This window comes from Bibersteinia trehalosi, assembly GCF_004346205.1.
In the GTDB taxonomy this organism is placed as follows: domain Bacteria; phylum Pseudomonadota; class Gammaproteobacteria; order Enterobacterales; family Pasteurellaceae; genus Bibersteinia; species Bibersteinia trehalosi.
In genome coordinates this window covers 19,594-36,605 of the sequence record NZ_SMAM01000005.1, presented here as the reverse complement: position 1 = coordinate 36,605, position 17,012 = coordinate 19,594, and the positions used below count along the sequence as shown (strand labels likewise).

At 40.2% G+C, this 17,012-nt stretch carries 18 protein-coding genes and 1 riboswitch; of the genes, 14 read left to right on the top strand and 4 right to left on the bottom strand.

The window, feature by feature from the left end; translation table 11 throughout:
* Window positions 1-35 precede the first annotated feature (35 nt).
* Window positions 36-157: riboswitch (FMN riboswitch) on the bottom strand.
* 86 nt (window positions 158-243) lie between these two features.
* Window positions 244-2,121, bottom strand: coding sequence for a SurA N-terminal domain-containing protein (locus tag EDC51_RS06075; RefSeq protein WP_131928452.1), 1,878 nt, complete (start codon window positions 2,119-2,121; stop codon window positions 244-246).
* A gap of 193 nt (window positions 2,122-2,314) precedes the next feature.
* On the opposite strand from EDC51_RS06075, the gene EDC51_RS06070 reads away from it, so the two are divergent.
* Both EDC51_RS06070 and rpsO read left to right on the top strand, forming a co-directional pair.
* Window positions 2,315-3,625, top strand: a complete 1,311-nt coding sequence (locus EDC51_RS06070) for a cation:proton antiporter (RefSeq protein WP_015433250.1) — start codon at window positions 2,315-2,317, stop codon at window positions 3,623-3,625.
* Window positions 3,626-3,723: 98 nt separating this feature from the next.
* Window positions 3,724-3,993, top strand: coding sequence for a 30S ribosomal protein S15 (gene rpsO / locus EDC51_RS06065; RefSeq protein WP_015433249.1), 270 nt, complete (start codon window positions 3,724-3,726; stop codon window positions 3,991-3,993).
* 127 nt (window positions 3,994-4,120) lie between these two features.
* On the opposite strand, the gene grcA is transcribed toward rpsO, so the two are convergent.
* On the bottom strand, window positions 4,121-4,504 hold the full coding sequence (gene grcA / locus EDC51_RS06060) for an autonomous glycyl radical cofactor GrcA (RefSeq protein ID WP_015433248.1): 384 nt from the start codon (window positions 4,502-4,504) through the stop codon (window positions 4,121-4,123).
* Window positions 4,505-4,621: 117 nt separating this feature from the next.
* Between grcA and ung the strand changes: the two genes are divergently transcribed.
* The 5 genes from ung to EDC51_RS06035 all read left to right on the top strand — a co-directional run bounded on the left by ung (window position 4,622) and on the right by EDC51_RS06035 (window position 9,261).
* Complete coding sequence (ung, locus tag EDC51_RS06055) at window positions 4,622-5,284, top strand: uracil-DNA glycosylase (RefSeq protein ID WP_015433247.1); 663 nt, start codon at window positions 4,622-4,624, stop codon at window positions 5,282-5,284.
* A 68-nt stretch (window positions 5,285-5,352) separates the two neighbouring features.
* On the top strand, window positions 5,353-6,981 hold the full coding sequence (rmuC, locus tag EDC51_RS06050; protein ID WP_131928451.1) for a DNA recombination protein RmuC: 1,629 nt from the start codon (window positions 5,353-5,355) through the stop codon (window positions 6,979-6,981).
* Window positions 6,982-6,985: 4 nt separating this feature from the next.
* Window positions 6,986-7,549 (top strand): anthranilate synthase component II, encoded by a 564-nt coding sequence (locus EDC51_RS06045; protein ID WP_131928450.1) that lies wholly within the window; start codon window positions 6,986-6,988, stop codon window positions 7,547-7,549.
* A gap of 98 nt (window positions 7,550-7,647) precedes the next feature.
* Window positions 7,648-8,220, top strand: a complete 573-nt coding sequence (locus tag EDC51_RS06040) for a tetratricopeptide repeat protein (RefSeq protein WP_015433244.1) — start codon at window positions 7,648-7,650, stop codon at window positions 8,218-8,220.
* Between the two features lie 54 nt (window positions 8,221-8,274).
* Window positions 8,275-9,261 (top strand): AEC family transporter, encoded by a 987-nt coding sequence (locus EDC51_RS06035; RefSeq protein WP_025266792.1) that lies wholly within the window; start codon window positions 8,275-8,277, stop codon window positions 9,259-9,261.
* Here EDC51_RS06035 and EDC51_RS06030 read toward each other — a convergent pair.
* Window positions 9,243-9,641 (bottom strand): SufE family protein, encoded by a 399-nt coding sequence (locus EDC51_RS06030; RefSeq protein WP_015433242.1) that lies wholly within the window; start codon window positions 9,639-9,641, stop codon window positions 9,243-9,245. The two genes, EDC51_RS06035 and EDC51_RS06030, sit on opposite strands and share 19 nt — an antisense overlap.
* 107 nt (window positions 9,642-9,748) lie before the next feature.
* On the opposite strand from EDC51_RS06030, the gene clpP reads away from it, so the two are divergent.
* The 5 genes from clpP (at window position 9,749) to EDC51_RS06005 (ending at window position 13,744) form a co-directional block, all read left to right on the top strand.
* Window positions 9,749-10,339, top strand: coding sequence for an ATP-dependent Clp endopeptidase proteolytic subunit ClpP (clpP, locus tag EDC51_RS06025; RefSeq protein ID WP_025266793.1), 591 nt, complete (start codon window positions 9,749-9,751; stop codon window positions 10,337-10,339).
* Entirely contained in the window at window positions 10,339-11,592 is a 1,254-nt protein-coding gene (clpX, locus tag EDC51_RS06020; RefSeq protein WP_131928449.1) for an ATP-dependent protease ATP-binding subunit ClpX, read from the top strand. Before clpP ends, clpX begins: the two co-directional genes overlap by 1 nt.
* A 169-nt stretch (window positions 11,593-11,761) precedes the next feature.
* Window positions 11,762-12,751, top strand: coding sequence for a tetraacyldisaccharide 4'-kinase (lpxK, locus tag EDC51_RS06015; RefSeq protein ID WP_131928448.1), 990 nt, complete (start codon window positions 11,762-11,764; stop codon window positions 12,749-12,751).
* Window positions 12,744-12,908, top strand: coding sequence for a Trm112 family protein (locus EDC51_RS06010; protein ID WP_131928533.1), 165 nt, complete (start codon window positions 12,744-12,746; stop codon window positions 12,906-12,908). The genes lpxK and EDC51_RS06010 overlap by 8 nt, the downstream gene beginning before the upstream one ends.
* A 32-nt stretch (window positions 12,909-12,940) precedes the next feature.
* Window positions 12,941-13,744 carry a TatD family hydrolase gene (locus EDC51_RS06005; RefSeq protein ID WP_131928447.1) on the top strand — a complete coding sequence of 268 codons (804 nt, stop codon included), beginning with the start codon at window positions 12,941-12,943 and terminating at the stop codon, window positions 13,742-13,744.
* Window positions 13,745-13,765: 21 nt separating this feature from the next.
* On the opposite strand, the gene EDC51_RS06000 is transcribed toward EDC51_RS06005, so the two are convergent.
* Entirely contained in the window at window positions 13,766-14,443 is a 678-nt protein-coding gene (locus EDC51_RS06000; protein WP_125135128.1) for a ComF family protein, read from the bottom strand.
* Window positions 14,444-14,571: 128 nt separating this feature from the next.
* Here EDC51_RS06000 and EDC51_RS05995 point away from each other — a divergent pair, with 128 nt between their 5' ends.
* The gene (locus EDC51_RS05995) at window positions 14,572-15,375 is read left to right on the top strand and encodes a Cof-type HAD-IIB family hydrolase (protein ID WP_025266797.1); all 804 of its coding nucleotides are present in this window, start codon (window positions 14,572-14,574) and stop codon (window positions 15,373-15,375) included.
* Window positions 15,376-15,484: 109 nt separating this feature from the next.
* Window positions 15,485-16,936 carry a porin family protein gene (locus EDC51_RS05990; RefSeq protein ID WP_025289753.1) on the top strand — a complete coding sequence of 484 codons (1,452 nt, stop codon included), beginning with the start codon at window positions 15,485-15,487 and terminating at the stop codon, window positions 16,934-16,936.
* Window positions 16,937-17,012 lie beyond the last annotated feature (76 nt).

Sequence of the window (17,012 nt, the reverse complement as noted above, 5' to 3'; positions counted from 1 at the left end):
AAAGCATAGAAAATGCGCGCAACATTGCACACATTCTTACTCTTCTCCTATCCAGACTATACTGTCGGTTTTGGAATTTCACCAAATCCTGCAACCTTTTTCGTTGCTCGCGGACTTTACCGCCGATCGGGAATTTCACCCTGCCCCGAAGATTAAAAAATTGTTACAAATTCTACCCCGAATTTGTAAAGTGTCAAGCTATCGAACTAAAAGGCTCCAACGATGCTAGAGCCTTTAATTTTATTAATGTGAGCTATTTTGTTGTTGCTCAATAAATTCTTGGTTAATTTCAATTTTGGCACGATCACGCAGATCTTGTACTACATTATTAAATAATAATACTTGTTCTGCTGCAGCAAATTGGCTGGCAACCGTATCAAATTGCGCTTTATCCCCATCTTCAATTTTATCTAATGCAATAATAAGCATATCACCATGGCTGTCACGTGCTATACGGTAGCTTGGCTTATCTGTAGGTTTTGGCATTGAAAACACAGTATCGGCAATTTCTGGTTGTTGAATTTGTGCCTGTGCAAAGATGATTTCCAATGAAGGGGAGAAAGTAGTACTATTGCTTTCGCCTGCTTGCAATGCTTTTAGTTCGTTTTCAACTTTTGTTTGTAGCGCGATATTGGCTTTCTCCAGTTTTACAGCTTCGCTTACGGCTGTTTTTGCCTCGTCTAAGCTTTGAGTTCTTTCCGCTTGATATTGGCTAACACGTAAAAACAAGGTTTTCGCTTCGCTACCATTACCTAATTCAATGCCTTCAGAAACTTGCCCATTACGACGTAAATCACTATTAAATAGCACTTTTAATACTTTTTCATCGTTTAAGGCTGTTGGTACATTGTCAGCAGTGAATTCTTCAGTGGTTTGAACTGTAACTCCGCCTAATTTTGCAATATCTGCTAAAGAGCCGCTGTTGTCATAGGCAGTTTTTGCCATTTCACGAGCCGTATTGGCATATTCGCTTTGAATCAGTTCTTGTCGGATTGTGTCTGCAATTTGTTGTTTTACTTGCTCAAGTGGGATATTTTTTTCGCCTTTGTGATTGAGTAATTTGATAATGTGGTAAGCGTTATCAATTTTTACTGCTTGGCTAGTTTCTCCGACTTTTAATCCGCTTGCGGCAGCTTCGAATGCCGCTGGGTAGGTGCCAGCCTTCGCCCAACCTAAATCACCACCTTGAGCGGCTGAGCCTTTATCAAGCGATTTTTCTTGGGCTAATTTGGCAAAATCTTCACCATTTTTGAGCGCTTGCAACACGGCATTTGCATCTTGCTCATTGGCAACTTGGATATGCGCGAGCTGTGATTCTGCGCTAGAAACATAGTTGGCTTTGTTGGTTTGGTAGTAGGTTTCAATTTGAGCGTCTGAAACTTCTACTTTTGAAGCAACATCCTGCGGGCTGAATTCAATATACTCCACGGTGAATTTTTCAGGTGTTTTAAAGCTGTTTTGATGCTTTTGATAGAATGCTTGAATTTCTTCATCCGTCGCACTTTGCTCTGCGATTTCATTTGCAATTGGGTAAGTTGCAATGCGAATGTGGCGTTTTTGTAATAGTAATTTGGCTAACAATTCTTGTTGGGCTGGTACACTAAAATTACTGGTAATAATACCTTCTTGTAACTGCGACATTAACATACCTTGTGCGACAATGGCTGCATAATGTTCAGCGCTGATGCCGTTGTTGCGTAGGGTTTGTAGATAAAGCGCATTGTCAAATTTACCATTTTGCTGAAATGCTGGTGTATGGACGATTTGCGATTTAACTTGTTCTGCGCTGATATTTAGCTTGAGATCGCTGGCATATTGACGTAACAATTCATCATTAATTAATTGATTGAATACATCATTGTTAAATGCTTGCACATATGCAGGATCGTCTAATTTATCCCAGAATTTTTCACCTTCTTGAGCATTGCGTAAATTCTGTTCACGGTTTTTCGCTTGGATAAACTGTTGTTGAGAGATCTCTTCGCCATTAACTTTGACTGCAGAGTGATCTTGGAGCATTAATCCCCCACCAATTCCCCCCAGTACAAAAGAGAGCGAAACCAAAGCAAAAATAATTTTGAACAGAGGGCTGTTCGTCTTATCGTGCATTTTCTCGATCATTATTCTTTCCTAATTAAAATAAAAAATTTCGCAGATTATACGTTAAAGCAACCAATTCTCAAATTCGAATTTTCATTAGTACATTTGCAAAATTTTTGGAAAAAACGAGCGCTTGTCGTGGGAAATTTTTGCTTTTATAAGGGATTTTTGTTTTAATTCTCACCGTTTGGTTATTCATTTATAAGGATTTTTTATGGGAATTTACGCCTATATCTGTTTTTTATCGGCGTTCTCAATTTTACTCGGTTTTGTTACCAGCAAAATCAGTGATAAGGTGCAATCGACCATTGCAATTACTGCCGCCGCGATGGTGAGTTCTTTGATTGTTTTGCTATTTGGTGCGTTTGGTTGGTTTAATATTGATACTGTCGCGAAAGAAGTGATGGAGCAGATCGATTTTAAAAGTTTCTTACTCAACGGGATTTTAGGATTCTTACTATTTGCTGGTTCGCTCGGGATAAAACTGCCTTTACTGAAAGACCAAAAATGGGAAATTGCTACTTTTGCACTCTTTTCTACCATTGCTTCTACTTTCTTTATTGGCTCAATGATTTATGGTTTTTGCCATTTAATTGGGCTCCCGATTGATTTTATCTATTGTGTTTTATTCGGTTCACTGATTTCACCAAACGACCCGATAGCCGTGATTGCCATTATAAAAAATTTGCGCGCACCAAAACGGATTGCTATTCAGGTAGAAGGCGAATCGTTGTTTAATGATGGGGTAGGTTTAGTGGTCTTTGTTACCCTGTTAGCTGTTGCTTTTGGGGGGCAAGAAGCCAGCTTCTCAGGCATTATGGGGTTATTCTTACATGAAGCGATTGGCGGAATTCTGTTTGGTTTTGTGCTCGGTTTTATTGCACATATTTTAATTGCTAACACCGATGATGGAAGTTTAGAAATTTTATTGACTTTAACCATTCCTACAGCAGGTTTTATGTTTGCAACCAATGTATTGCATGTTTCTGGTGCGCTCGCGATGGTTGTTTCTGGCATTATGATTGGTAACTGGACACGCCGTTCAGGCTTTTCTGAACAGAGCCAGCGTTACCTTGATCACTTTTGGGAGATGATCGATCACTTCTTAAATGCGTTGTTATTCTTTCTCATTGGTTTTGCATTGTTGCTGATTGATTTTAATATCTACGGTATTATTTTGATGCTTGTTGCGGTGCCTGTTTGCTTGGCAGCGCGTTATGCAAGTCTTTGGATACCTTTCCAATTACTTAAACGAGTGCGTACCTATAATCCTTATACTTTAAAAATTATGACATGGGGCGGGCTACGAGGAGGGTTAGCACTGGCGATGGCGCTTTCGATTCCATCAAAAACCGCTTTTGTGAATGGGATTGACGTGAAAGAGTTAGTGCTGGTAATGACGTATTCAGTCGTCATGTTCTCAATTTTAGTGCAAGGTTCAACGGTTGAGCCGATGATTCGAAAAGCTAAAGCCGTAGATCCTAATCGGGAAGAGTATTTAACACCGCAAAGTAAAAATCATTGATTTTTTATCCGCTTGCCGTATAATCCACAGCTTCCGTGTCACAGCTGAATTAGAGATCGGCTGTTGATGAATTTAAACATACTTTTTAGGAGTAAAAAATGTCTCTAAGCGTAGAAGCAAAAGCAAAAATCGTTGCTGAATTTGGTCGTGATGCAAAAGATACTGGTTCTTCAGAAGTGCAAATCGCACTTTTAACTGCACAGATCAACCACTTACAAGCACACTTTGCAGTACATAAAAAAGATCACCATGGTCGTCGTGGTCTATTAAAAATGGTTTCACGTCGTCGTAAACTATTAGACTACTTAAAACGTACTGATCTTGCTAAATACTCAGAAACTATCGCACGTTTAGGTTTACGTCGCTAATTTCAGATTTTGAAAACCGAGCTTTGGCTCGGTTTTTTTATATCTCCGTCTTTCCCTGCAAATAAGAAGGAGATATTGCTGCAAAAAAAAAGCCACCCGAAGGTGGCTTAATTAGAATAAGTTTAAATTACAGACTTTCTGTGAAAGTACGTGTAATGACATCACGTTGTTGCTCAGGTGTTAGCGAGTTAAAACGCACGGCATAGCCAGAAACACGAATGGTTAATTGTGGATATTTTTCTGGATTTTTCACTGCGTCTTCTAACGTTTCACGACGTAATACATTCACATTTAAGTGCTGACCACCTTCCACTTTAATTGTTGGGGCAACATTAACAGGGACTTCACGATAGCTAATTTGACCTAATTCGCTGATTGCCACAACCTGATCTTCTGCGTAATCAGCTTTAGCCGCTAGACAGCGTGCTTCGTTTTTCTCTTCATCTAATAACCAGAAAGAGTTAAGCAGATTTTTGTTATCAGAGGCAGTAATTTGAACACCTTTAATCATAGTAGAGCTCCTAATTTTAAAAAAAGTTGAAAGTTTCAAAAATTGTTGAGCATTTTACACTGTTTAAAAAATAACGCTAGTATTTTTTGAACTTTTCAACAAAAGTTGAGGAATAAGATGAAAACTTGGAAAGACGCCATTGGTGAAGAAAAACAGCAACCCTACTTTCAACAGATCTTGCAATTTGTACATCATGAACGACTCTCGGGAAAAATGATTTTTCCGCCGCAGAGTGAAGTCTTTAGCGCCTTTGCGCTGACTGAATTTTCAGATGTCAAAGTGGTTATTTTAGGGCAAGATCCTTATCATGGATTGAATCAAGCACATGGTTTAGCATTTTCTGTTAAGCCCAGCATAGCGCCCCCCCCGTCATTAGTGAATATCTATAAAGAATTAGCACAAGATGTTGGTTTTCAAATACCGTCTCACGGTTATTTAGTCGAATGGGCAAAGCAAGGAGTATTGCTGCTCAATACTGTTTTAACCGTAGAGCAGGGGAAAGCGCATTCTCACGCAAACATTGGTTGGGAGCGTTTTACTGATAAAGTGATTGAGCAACTTAATTCGCATCGGGAAAAGTTAGTCTTCCTACTTTGGGGAAGCCACGCTCAGAAAAAGGGGCAATTTATTGATCGTCATCGTCATCATGTATTAACAGCCCCACATCCATCACCGCTTTCTGCACACCGTGGTTTTTTGGGGTGTCGCCATTTTTCTAAAGCGAACGCATATTTGAGCTCGCAGGGAATTCGCGAGATCAATTGGCAACTTCCATTATAAAAATGCCTTTCAAGGCGAGCAAATAACCGCTAGAATATACTATGTTTTTTTACAGTATTTAATTCGTAATGATTGATGACATTTGGCTTTATGTGGCGATAGCTGTTTTGGCTTTTATCGCCCTTTTTCTGTTTTTCTTCCATTCTCATTCACAACGTGATGCTTTTGAGCTTCAGCAAGATCTCACACAGCTTCAAACACAGTTTGAGCAACTTTCGCTACGCCATGAACAACTTAGTTTTGAGAAAAATCAGTTGGAGCAGTTTGCCATACAGCAACAGACCCTTGCTCAAACTCAGCTTGAGCGTTTAGGTGAACGAGAACAGAGTATCGCTAAATTACAGCAGAAAATCGAATTGGCACAAGAGCAAGAAAATCAGCTTGAACGCTATATTAATGAACTCAAAGAGCGAGTGGGCGCAGCCGTTGCAAAATCGGAAAGCTTAGATGAGCAGCTACAGGCGGCAACACAGAGCTTACAACATAAAGATAGAGAGAATGCGGAGTTATACAATCGCCTTAGTCATGTTCAGCAAGAACTTGTTGAGTTACGCACCTCTTTAAGTGAAAAACAGGCAAATTTTGAGAGCCAACAACGCCATTTTCTTGAGGTGCGTCAGCAACTCAATGTGGAATTTCAGCATCTTGCCCAGCAGATTTTGGAAGAGAAAAGCCAATCTTTTTCGCAAAGTAATCAAACTGCTTTAGATCTCTTATTGAAGCCATTTAAAGAACAGATTGACAGTTTTCAGAAGCGGGTAAATGAGGTGCATTCTGAGGCAATAAAAGGTAATGCGAATTTGGAAGCTGAGATTAAACGTGTGCTTGAAATCGGTTTGTCAATGTCGGCAGAAGCCCAGAATTTGACGACAGCTTTAAAAGGTAATAACAAGGTGGCAGGGAATTGGGGGGAAGTGCAGCTTGAAAGTGCATTACAATCTGCAGGCTTGTTGGCTGGAGAACATTATCTGGCACAAGAAAGTTATCGAGATGCCGAAGGTAACCGTTTTGCGCCTGATTTTGTAGTGAAATTGCCCGATAATAAGCATTTGATCATTGATAGTAAAGTTTCTTTAGTCGCTTATGATCAAGCGGTGCGTTCGGAAGAAAATTTTGCAATTTCTCAGGCACTTGATGAGCATTGCCGTTCATTACGGGCTCATATTGATGGCTTATCAAAGAAAAACTATAGCAACCTGATAGGTATTAAAAGCCCTGATTTTGTTTTACTATTTGTGCCGATTGAGCCTGCCTATATTGAAGCGATGAAACACGATAGCCAGCTGTTTAACTATGGCTATGAGAAAAATGTGATCTTAGTTTCTCATACAACGCTAATGCCGATTTTACGTACAGTGGCGAATTTATGGCGGATTGAGCGAGGTAATGCAGAGGCTCGCGAAATTAGCGAAAAAGCAGGGGAAATTTACAATCAAGTTTGCACCATTGCCGAGCGTTTAGCCAAATTGGGGAATACACTGAATACTGCAAGCAATCAATATAATCTGACAGTGACTTCATTGGTGGGTAAGCAAGGGTTACTCGGAAAAGTAGAACGTTTTCAGCAACTTTCAGCAAAAGCGAGCCAAAGTGTGCCGCAGATCGAGCTACTTGAAAATGATTGGGATACAAGTCGCTTAGAACTGATTGTAGAAAAACCGCCAGAACATTTAGCCAACATGGAATTAGCGGAGTAAAGCAATGTTGCTCATTATCGATAATCACGATTCCTTCACCTTCAATTTAGTTGAGCTGGTTCGCAAAATAGGTGTAGAGATGGAAGTCGTTAATATAGAAGAACTGGATCTTGATAGGGTGGAGAAATTCAGCCATATTATGATCTCGCCCGGCCCAGACGTGCCAAGTGCTTATCCGAAATTATTTGCGATGTTGTCACGCTATTATCAATGTAAATCTATTTTGGGTGTGTGTTTAGGGCATCAAACCATATGTGAATTTTTTGGTGGCAAACTCTATAATTTAAACATGGTTCGCCATGGGCAACAGAGGGCACTGATTCAGTTACGCCCCAATTTACTATTTAAAGATTTACCTGTGCAATTTAAGATTGGGCTGTACCATTCTTGGGGAATTTTGCAAAATTCTTTAGAAAACACACCGCTTGTGGTTACCAGTTTATGTGATCAAAATGTGGTGATGGCAACCCAGCACCAATGTTTGCCTATCTATACCGTACAATTTCATCCTGAATCTTTTATCACCGAATATGGTGAGCAAATGCTGAGAAATTGGTTAAATCGCTAAGAAAAGCAAACTATTTTTGTGATCTTGCTCCCAAAACTCGGTGTAAATTCTGCCTTTCTTTTCACAAACTGCTAGGCTCTCAATAAAAAGGAGTGCCTATGTTTTTTGCAAAATTGCCTCAATATTTAAGCGCTTGCTTGCTGATTTTTTCACTCAGTGGTTGCGTGAACTCACAAACGTCAGCTGATTTTGATAGAGATGAAGCACTAATAGCGCGAGCAAGCCTTGCTCTTGCTTATCTTGAACAGCAGGATTTCTCAAAAGCGAAAGAGAATATAGAGAAAGCCTTGAGCCATAACAGCCAACATTATTTGGCGCACCTTGTTGCAGCTTATTACTATCAGCAACTTAGCGATGTTCAGCATGCTGAGCAAAGTTATCAGGCAGCGATTCGTTTAAGTCATCAGATTAAGCAAAATTCACCATTGCCTGAGGTGCTCAATAACTATGGGACATTTTTATGCCAACAAGGTAAATTTGTTCAAGCTTATACGCAATTTGAGCAAGCACTTACAGGAGAAAAAGCTTATCTACGCCAAGGCGATACATTAGAAAATATGGTATTGTGTGCCAAGCAGGCTAACCAGTTAGAGAAAATGGCTCAGGCACTAGCGCGCTTAGCGCTATTAGATGCAGAACGGGCTACAAAACTTGCAAAAATTGTCAAATAGCGGGACTCGGAGTACACTGCTTTCTTTTGGTAAGAGCTCGACTAGGGAGTGTTGATGTTACTCGAATCGCTGCAATTTAGTTTAAATGTAACATTACCGACTATCTTTATGATTTTACTCGGTATTTTTTTGCGTCGTCGCCGTTGGATTGATGATAATTTCTGCAATATGGCCTCTAAAGTCGTATTTAATTTTGCTTTACCTGCAACATTATTTCTCAATGTGGCTCGTAGTCCATCGGATTATTCAGGGCAGATAAATCTGATTTTGAGTGGGGCGATAGGTACACTATTGGTCTATTTAATCGCTGAATGGTGGGCTGGTAAATATATCCAAACACGTGGTTTACGCGCGATTTTTACACAAGGGACTTTCCGCTCTAATGCGGCGATTTTGGGTTTGGCTTTAGCCGTGAATGCTTATGGCTCAAGTGCTATGGGGAAAATTTCAGTATTTGTGGCTGTGTTAGTGATTATGTTTAATGTACTAGGGGTTGTGACATTACTAAAATCATTATCAGATAAGAAGATGAACCTAATGAATTTAACCCTTTCCATTTTGAAAAATCCATTGATTCTCGCGGTGATGTCGGGAATTATTGTGAGTGAATTTGAGCTATTTCCATTTATTCCAACAGCACTTAGCAAAACAGCGGATTACCTCGCGCATATTAGTTTACCGTTGGCATTAATTTGTACAGGGGCGAGTCTAAATTTCAAGCAATTAACCAAATTTAGCTCAACGGCAACCGTAGAAAACGAAGGAAGCCGAGTCGTATTTCTATCGGCTAGTGTACGGCTAATTATTGTGCCATTGTTGATGCTTGCGATTGGCAAATGGGGCTTTCACCTAGATCCAATTTCGCTAGGTATTCTCTTTTTGACGACTTCTAGTCCTGTAGCATCTGCGGTGTATGCGATGGTAAGACATTATGGCGGCGATGCAACTGTCACCGCTAATTTGATTGGCATTACGACTATCGGGTCAATTTTTACCTCTAGTATCGGTTTATTTTTATTGCGTCAAATAGGTTGGGTATAAGCATTGTGGCAAATAATCTCACTAATTTGCTTTAAGCCATTTAAGCGGGTGCTGGTTAAATTTTTTGCAATATTTAGTTGATTAAAGACCGCTTGTAAATCCAATTTAGCTAATTCTTGCTTAGGAAGCTCATTAACGAATGTTATCACAATGGCGAGTATTCCCTGCATTAAGCGAGCATCACTATAGGCTTGAATTAGGCGTGGCTCTGCTTGGAATTTGAACCATAGCCTGCTTTCACAGCCGTAAATTTCAGGTAAGTTGGCAAGCTCGCTTTCCGTGTATTTGGGTAAACTGCGACTAAGTTGAATAAGCAAGCGGTATCTTTCTTCCCAAGATTTGCAAAGGCTAAATTGTTGCTCAATTTCGTTGAATGTCATAGGCATCCCCCTAAAAGTAAAAGGCGCATTGTACTTTTCCTGCTACTTTATGCAACCTCTAAAGTTTGTTAGAATTGCACGTTTTTCATTATATGTAAGGAACCAATATGTCAGTTATTCCTATGGTCGTTGAGCAGAGTGCGAAAGGTGAACGCGCTTACGACATCTATTCTCGCCTGCTTAAAGAGCGAATCATTTTTTTAAATGGTGGAGTAGAGGATGAGATGGCGAAATTAATCGTAGCACAACTTCTTTTCCTTGAAGCTGAAGATCCTGAAAAAGATATCTATATGTATATCAACTCTCCTGGTGGTGTAGTTACAGCTGGTATGGCAATTTATGACACCATGAATTTCATTAAGCCAGACGTGAGCACGCTTTGCATTGGACAGGCTTGTTCAATGGGTGCATTTTTATTATCTGGTGGTGCAAAGGGTAAACGTTTTGCTCTGCCACATGCACGCGTGATGATTCACCAACCGCTTGGTGGCTATCGTGGGCAGGCAACCGATATTGAAATTCATGCGGAAGAAATTTTAAAAATCAAACGTACATTAACGCAACGTATGGCAGAGCATTCTGGTAAGCCGTATGAGCAAGTGGCGAAAGATACTGAGCGCGATAATTTTATGTCGGCCCAAGAAGCGAAAGAATACGGTTTGATTGATGATGTAATTAGCCATAGAGAGCAAAAATAATGAGTAATTTTGAACAAGAGCCGCATTGCAGTTTTTGTGGCAAAAACCGCAAAGAAGTTGATGCACTAATTGAAGGCACAGAAGGTTATATTTGTAATGAATGCATCAATGAATCTTATGCATTATTAAATGGTGAGGAAGAGCCTTTAATTGATGAGGAAGATCGTATAACGCCAAGTAATTTCTTTGAAAATGTGCCAACGCCACATGCCATTCATGCACATTTAGATGATTATGTTATTGGGCAAGAGCACGCTAAAAAAGTGTTATCAGTGGCGGTGTATAATCACTATAAACGCCTACGCAGTGCCTTATCTGAGAATAAGGAAAGCGATGGTGTGGAATTAGGCAAAAGCAATATTTTGCTTATCGGCCCGACAGGTAGTGGTAAAACTTTGCTTGCTGAAACCCTTGCACGCCAACTAAAAGTGCCATTTGCTGTTTCTGATGCTACTACCTTAACTGAGGCGGGGTATGTAGGCGAAGATGCAGAAAATGTGATCCAAAAATTACTGATGAAATGCGACTTTGATGTAGAGCAAGCGGAGCGTGGTATTATCTTTATTGATGAAATTGATAAATTGACGCGTAAATCCGAAAATCCATCGCTGACACGCGATGTTTCGGGTGAAGGGGTGCAACAAGCGCTATTGAAATTGGTGGAAGGGACGATTGCTAATATTAATCCGAAAGGGGCGAGAAAGCATCCTAAACAAGAAACCATTCAAGTAGATACGTCAAAAATTCTGTTTATCTGTGGCGGCGCTTTTGATGGTTTAGATAAAGTAGTAGAAAAACGTACTCATAAACAAGGTAGTATTGGTTTTGGGGCGGAATTAAAACAAAAACGTGATAAGGTTGAGCTGACAGAACTGTTCAAACAAGTTGAGCCAGAAGATTTAGTCAAATTTGGTTTAATTCCGGAGTTAATTGGACGTTTACCTGTTATCACACCGCTTTCAGAGCTAGATGAAAAAGCTTTAATTAAGATTTTAACCGAGCCGAAAAATGCGATTATCAAGCAGTATCAAGCGCTGTTTAAAATGGAAGGCACAGAGTTAGTATTCACCAAAGATGCACTGATTGCAATTGCTCAAAAGGCAATTTCACGTAAAACGGGAGCAAGGGGCTTACGTTCTATTGTTGAAAATCTCTTGCTAGATACTATGTACGATTTACCAACCCTGAAAGCAAAGAAAGTCACGATTGGTAAAGGCTGTGTGGAAAAAGGTGACAAACCAAAGATTGAATAAAATAGCTCTCCTATTAACATCGCGCGCGTTCCTTTTAAGGGCGCGCGTTTATGGCATCATACAGTATTGAGCAACGAGCAAAGAGAAAACAAGCGGTGGTTTTTCTGCTGAGTTTTACAAAATTCTCTCTTTACTCATTATCAGCGGCTCAGCGCTTAGGCAGAATTATATGAAAATCTGGCAATCCTTTAATTTTTTTACCATTCTACTTTTACCATTCTCTTTATTATTTTGGCTACTGAGCCAATGTCGTAAATGGTTGTATGCGAAACATATTTTATCTAGCTATCGTGCGCCTGTGCCTGTGCTAATCGTTGGCAATATTTCTGTTGGTGGCAATGGTAAAACACCTGTAGTGATTTGGCTTGTTGAACAATTGCAACAACATGGGATAAAAGTCGGAGTGATTTCGCGAGGCTATGGTGGCGAGAATAAAATTTTCCCACAATTGATTAGCGCAACAAGTAGTCCTCAGCAAATGGGGGATGAGCCGGTATTGATTGCGCAGCGCACTGGCGTGCCTGTTGCAGTTGCTCCTAATCGTCGGCAGAGCATTGAATTATTGCTCAGCCAATTTGAACTCGATTTAATTATCGCGGACGATGGTTTGCAACATTACGCTTTACAACGTGATATTGAGTGGGTTGTCATTGATGGTACACGCCGTTTCGGTAATGGCTTTCTGTTGCCTGCCGGTGGGTTACGCGAGTTACCAAGCCGTCTGCAAGATGTACAAGCGGTAATTTGTAACGGAAAAAATGCAAAAGCAGGTGAACATTTAATGCAGCTTGAAACTCATATGGCGGTAAATTTAAAAACAGGAGAACATCTTGCCCTACAGGAATTTAGCTATAAAAAAGTGGTGGCGATAGCTGGTATTGGGTATCCGCCACGTTTTTTTACTATGCTGGAAAATTTAGGCGTGACACTTTGTCAGCGCCATGCTTTTGCAGATCACCAAGCTTATGATTTGGCTCGTTTACAGCCACTAACCAAATCAGATGAAATACTGCTAATGACGGAAAAAGATGCGGTGAAATGTCGCCATTTTGCACAAGATAATTGGTGGTATGTACCTGTTTCTGTACAATTTTCTGCAGAATCTACCGCTTGTTTACTTAAACCAATTCTAAATATCGTGAGAAAAAATGATGAATGAAAAATTAGTTGAACAGCTTGCTTGCCCTATCTCTAATGGTAAATTGGAGTGGGGTAAAGAACATAATCGTTTGATTAGTCGCACTGCTAATGTGGCTTATCCAATTGAAAATGGTATTCCAGTGATGCTGCCAGAAAAAGCGGAGCAATTAGCTTAATTGTGTTGTAGTAAAATGAGAAAGAAGAGCACATGCGATTTTTTGATTGCCATACTCACTTAGACTACCTTGCGGAAAGCTTAAATGTATCTGTCTCACAATTGCAGCAAAATGCACAACAGGCGCAGGTTGAACGCTTGCTTGTGGTAGCGGTTTTTGCAGAAAACTTTGCAAAAGTTAGCGCTTGTAGCCAAGCTTGCCCTGAGCATATTGTATATGGCTTAGGTTTACACCCTCTCTTTATTCGCCAACATCAGCGTGAACATCTTGATTTACTTGAAAAAAAACTGGCAGAGTTGGATCCTGCTTGTACCGCAGTGGCAGAAATTGGTTTGGAAAAAAACGTTGCTGAGCTTTGTACGCCAATATTATGGCAAAAGCAGTGTGAGTTTTTAGAAGCCCAATTAGCATTTGCCAAGCGTTTTCATCTGCCTGTTAATTTGCATTCTCGCAAAAGTCACGATGTGCTTGCATCATTTTTACGTAAGGCTCAGCTGGCACGAGCCGGAGTTGTGCACGGTTTTGCGGGGAGTTATGAGCAAGCGAAACGCTTTGTTGATTTAGGCTATAAGATTGGCGTGGGGGGAACAATTACCTATGTTCGAGCAAATAAAACTCGAGAAGCTATTCGGAAATTGCCATTAGACAGTTTGCTGTTAGAAACAGATTCTCCAGATATGCCGGTTTTTGGTTTCCAAGGGCAGCCTAATCGTCCAGAACGGTTACAGATTACTTTTCGAACATTATGTGAACTGCGCCAAGAGCCCGCAGAGCAGATTGCAGAAACCATCTGGCAAAGCAGTGAACAGCTATTCTGGAAAAGCGCGAGTCAATAAGGCTGGCTTATTAACCGATGCCTAAGCTCGAGCTAATGTCCAAACTAAAATCTCACGCACGCCTTGTTTTTTTAATTCGGCACAAATAGCATTAAGTGTTGCGCCTGTTGTGACGACATCGTCGACGATTGCAACACATTGATAGGGTTTAATCGGAGCATAGCGAAAAGCAGCGCGTAGATTTTGCCGTCGTTCTCGCGCGGTCAATTTGCGTTGTGGTATTGTAGCACGGATACGCTGCAAACTGTGTGTATCAAGTGGAATATTGAGCCATTTTGCTAATGGACGGGCGATTAGTTCTGCTTGATTATAGCCTCGAAGCCACTGTCGTTGCCAGAACAGCGGGACTGGTAGAATGGCTTCAGGCAAGTGAAAGTAACACACTCGTCGTTGCGTGAGAATTTCTAATAGGAGCAAGCGAGCAAGTGCTTGATCTAGCCAATAATCTCCTCTGAATTTGAAACGTTGAATCCACTGGGTAAGCGGTGCTTTATAGGTGGAAATTTGCAAAATACGTTGCCATTTCGGTTCGTTTTGTAGGCAGATACCACAATAGGGTTGATATTCAGTTAATGTGGAGCCGCAATGTAGGCAGTAAGGTTTTTTTTCTAGCAATTTTACGCACTGTGAGCAAAAACCATGTGAAGCGATTGCAATTGGCCCGGCACAATGTAAGCAACGAAAAGCGAATAAGTTCATCCTATTATTTCGTTATAACACCATATTTAGTATTTACTGTAGCAGTTTTTTGTGAGTAGATTTGATCTAATTTTGGGATCGAGATCGAAAAAATCGCTAAAATAAATGCTACGACAAGAGGAGTATTTATGCTACAGACACAACCTAAAATTGTTTTTTTTGATATTGATGAGACTCTTTATCTCAAAGCCGAAAAACGTATTCCAAATTCCATCATCGAACAAGTCATTCCTCGTTTGAAAGCGAAGGGAGTGATTCCCGCAATTGCAACAGGACGTTGTATTGGCGCATTTCCAGAAGCGCTCAAGCCATTATTAAATGAAGATGGCTTTGAACTATTAGTGAGTGTGAATGGACAATATAACTGCTATCAAAATCAAGTCATTAGCCAATATCCATTACCCTTTGAACGCATTGAACAGGCAATTGATAAACTAAATACATTAGGTATTGCGTATGCGTTGGTGAGTCATGATGAAATTGCTGTGTCATGTGCAACAGAAACGGTACATAATGCAATTTTTCCGATCAAAACTGACTATATTGTTGAACCCAACCTGCACCATCAGCAAGCAGTTTATCAATTATTAGCCTTTTTTTCTGAATCACAGGAACAGCAAGTTATTGAAAGTGGTATTTTAGGTGAGGATTTAAAAATTGTTCGTTGGCATACAGACGGTGTTGATCTGCTAAGCAAACACAATTCAAAAGCTAAAGGAATTCAAGATGTTTTACGATACTTTGGCTTTAGCTTGGGACAAGCAATGGCATTTGGTGATGGCTTAAATGATCTGGAGATGTTGAGCCAGGTTGGTATCGGGATAGCGATGGGCAATGCTGAGCCGGCATTGAAGGCTCTCGCAGATTATGTCACATTGCCAATAGATCAAGATGGTATTTTACATGCACTTGAACATTATGGGGTGATTTAATACATCGCCAGTTTTCTATTAGCTAATTTTAAGCTAAACTATTCTCATTTTTAAGTGGTTATGGAGGAGGCCTTGTCATAACCGCTTATCTTTTTTATACGGTAATACTATGCAAAAATTATTCATTTCATCACTTTCCTTAACTCTTGCATGTACAGTTTTAGCAAATGAGCAGCAGAAAATTAACGATCGACTAGAGGATTCTCGCATTCAAACTGAGCAAAAAATGCCAGATTTCCCAACAGTAAAGAAAACAGCAGCACCGCAGCAAAGTACGGCTAATCATAGTATTAGTATGACCAAAGAACAGCTCGCCCAACATCCTGATTTAGTCATACGGGCTTTAGAGCCGGCTTTACTTTCTGGTAATGCTGACACCTTATCGCTGATTTTTCCTATCTATCAACAATTACCAGAGCAATATCGCCACCCTTTAGCGACTAAATGGGCAATGGCGATCTTAGCGCGAGAACAAGAGAATTATAGGCAATCTATTCGACTTTACCGTGAAATCTTGGCAGAAGATGCGAATAATGAGGTAGTACGCTTGCAATTAGCCACGGTACTTTTTTCAAATAACGAATTAGAGGCAGCGGAAGATCAATTTAAAAAGCTACGTGCTGAGCCATTGCCACAAACAATTCAAGTATTAATTGATAATTATCTTGAAGCGATCACTCGTAAAGATCGTTGGACATTAAGCGGCGGGTTGACTTATCTAAATGATCCAAATATTAATAATGCGCCGAAATCAGGGACGACTTATGGTAACTGGAGCGCACCAAAGCGTGAAAGTGCAGAAGGTATAGGCTTTAATCTTGCGCTAGGTAAGAAATGGTCTTGGGGCAATGGTTTTTACAATGAATTGCGCTTAAATGGCAGTGGAAAATATTATTGGGATAACCGTAAATATAACGAAGTGACTGGACGTTCAAGTTTAGGGTTAGGTTTTCAAAATGCCAAAACAAACTTGGTGATTTTACCTTTTATGGAGCAAACGCTATATGCTGGTGGTAGCCGCCAAAGTGAAACGTTAAAACGTTTTTCTAAAGCAGCAGGTGGAACGCTTGAACTACAACATTGGTTAAATTCAAAATGGCAGTTTAATAGTTCTTATGAATATGCTGAACAACGTTATACTAGCCGTAAACATCTTAATGGCAATTATCATTATGTTTCTATGGGAGGGGTATATTTAGTGAATGCTAAACAGTATTGGTTTAGCAATGTGAATTATACCCGAATGTCCACTCGAGATGCGGATGACAGTTACTTCCGCCGTGGAGTTAATCTTGGCTGGCAACAAGAATGGAATTGGGGACTTTCCACCCGTTTTAGTGTTAGCCTAGCAGAAAAACGTTATAAAGCACCAATGCCAATCTTCCAAATTACGCAGCGGAATAAAGAATATGGGTTGCAAGGTTCAATCTGGCATCGCGCTGTACACTATTGGGGAATTACACCAAGATTGACTTATAGTTTTACTCGAACAAGGAGCAATCACGCATTTTATAGCTATGATAAGCACCGTGTATTTATTGATTTTAGTCGCTCATTTTAAGTAATAACGCCGATTATCAATATCTTTTTACAAGCGGCCTAAATCTTGCAAATTTTTGCAAAATTTAGGCCGCTTG

Excerpts from the sequence above, each read along its gene's own strand:
- EDC51_RS06075 (WP_131928452.1), bottom strand. The coding sequence starts at position 2,121 with ATGATCGAGAAAATGCACGATAAGACGAACAGCCCTCTGTTCAAAATT.
- EDC51_RS06070 (WP_015433250.1), top strand. The coding sequence starts at position 2,315 with ATGGGAATTTACGCCTATATCTGTTTTTTATCGGCGTTCTCAATTTTA.
- rpsO (WP_015433249.1), top strand. The coding sequence starts at position 3,724 with ATGTCTCTAAGCGTAGAAGCAAAAGCAAAAATCGTTGCTGAATTTGGT.
- grcA (WP_015433248.1), bottom strand. The coding sequence starts at position 4,504 with ATGATTAAAGGTGTTCAAATTACTGCCTCTGATAACAAAAATCTGCTT.
- ung (WP_015433247.1), top strand. The coding sequence starts at position 4,622 with ATGAAAACTTGGAAAGACGCCATTGGTGAAGAAAAACAGCAACCCTAC.
- rmuC (WP_131928451.1), top strand. The coding sequence starts at position 5,353 with ATGATTGATGACATTTGGCTTTATGTGGCGATAGCTGTTTTGGCTTTT.
- EDC51_RS06045 (WP_131928450.1), top strand. The coding sequence starts at position 6,986 with ATGTTGCTCATTATCGATAATCACGATTCCTTCACCTTCAATTTAGTT.
- EDC51_RS06040 (WP_015433244.1), top strand. The coding sequence starts at position 7,648 with ATGTTTTTTGCAAAATTGCCTCAATATTTAAGCGCTTGCTTGCTGATT.
- EDC51_RS06035 (WP_025266792.1), top strand. The coding sequence starts at position 8,275 with ATGTTACTCGAATCGCTGCAATTTAGTTTAAATGTAACATTACCGACT.
- EDC51_RS06030 (WP_015433242.1), bottom strand. The coding sequence starts at position 9,641 with ATGACATTCAACGAAATTGAGCAACAATTTAGCCTTTGCAAATCTTGG.
- clpP (WP_025266793.1), top strand. The coding sequence starts at position 9,749 with ATGTCAGTTATTCCTATGGTCGTTGAGCAGAGTGCGAAAGGTGAACGC.
- clpX (WP_131928449.1), top strand. The coding sequence starts at position 10,339 with ATGAGTAATTTTGAACAAGAGCCGCATTGCAGTTTTTGTGGCAAAAAC.
- lpxK (WP_131928448.1), top strand. The coding sequence starts at position 11,762 with ATGAAAATCTGGCAATCCTTTAATTTTTTTACCATTCTACTTTTACCA.
- EDC51_RS06010 (WP_131928533.1), top strand. The coding sequence starts at position 12,744 with ATGAATGAAAAATTAGTTGAACAGCTTGCTTGCCCTATCTCTAATGGT.
- EDC51_RS06005 (WP_131928447.1), top strand. The coding sequence starts at position 12,941 with ATGCGATTTTTTGATTGCCATACTCACTTAGACTACCTTGCGGAAAGC.
- EDC51_RS06000 (WP_125135128.1), bottom strand. The coding sequence starts at position 14,443 with ATGAACTTATTCGCTTTTCGTTGCTTACATTGTGCCGGGCCAATTGCA.
- EDC51_RS05995 (WP_025266797.1), top strand. The coding sequence starts at position 14,572 with ATGCTACAGACACAACCTAAAATTGTTTTTTTTGATATTGATGAGACT.
- EDC51_RS05990 (WP_025289753.1), top strand. The coding sequence starts at position 15,485 with ATGCAAAAATTATTCATTTCATCACTTTCCTTAACTCTTGCATGTACA.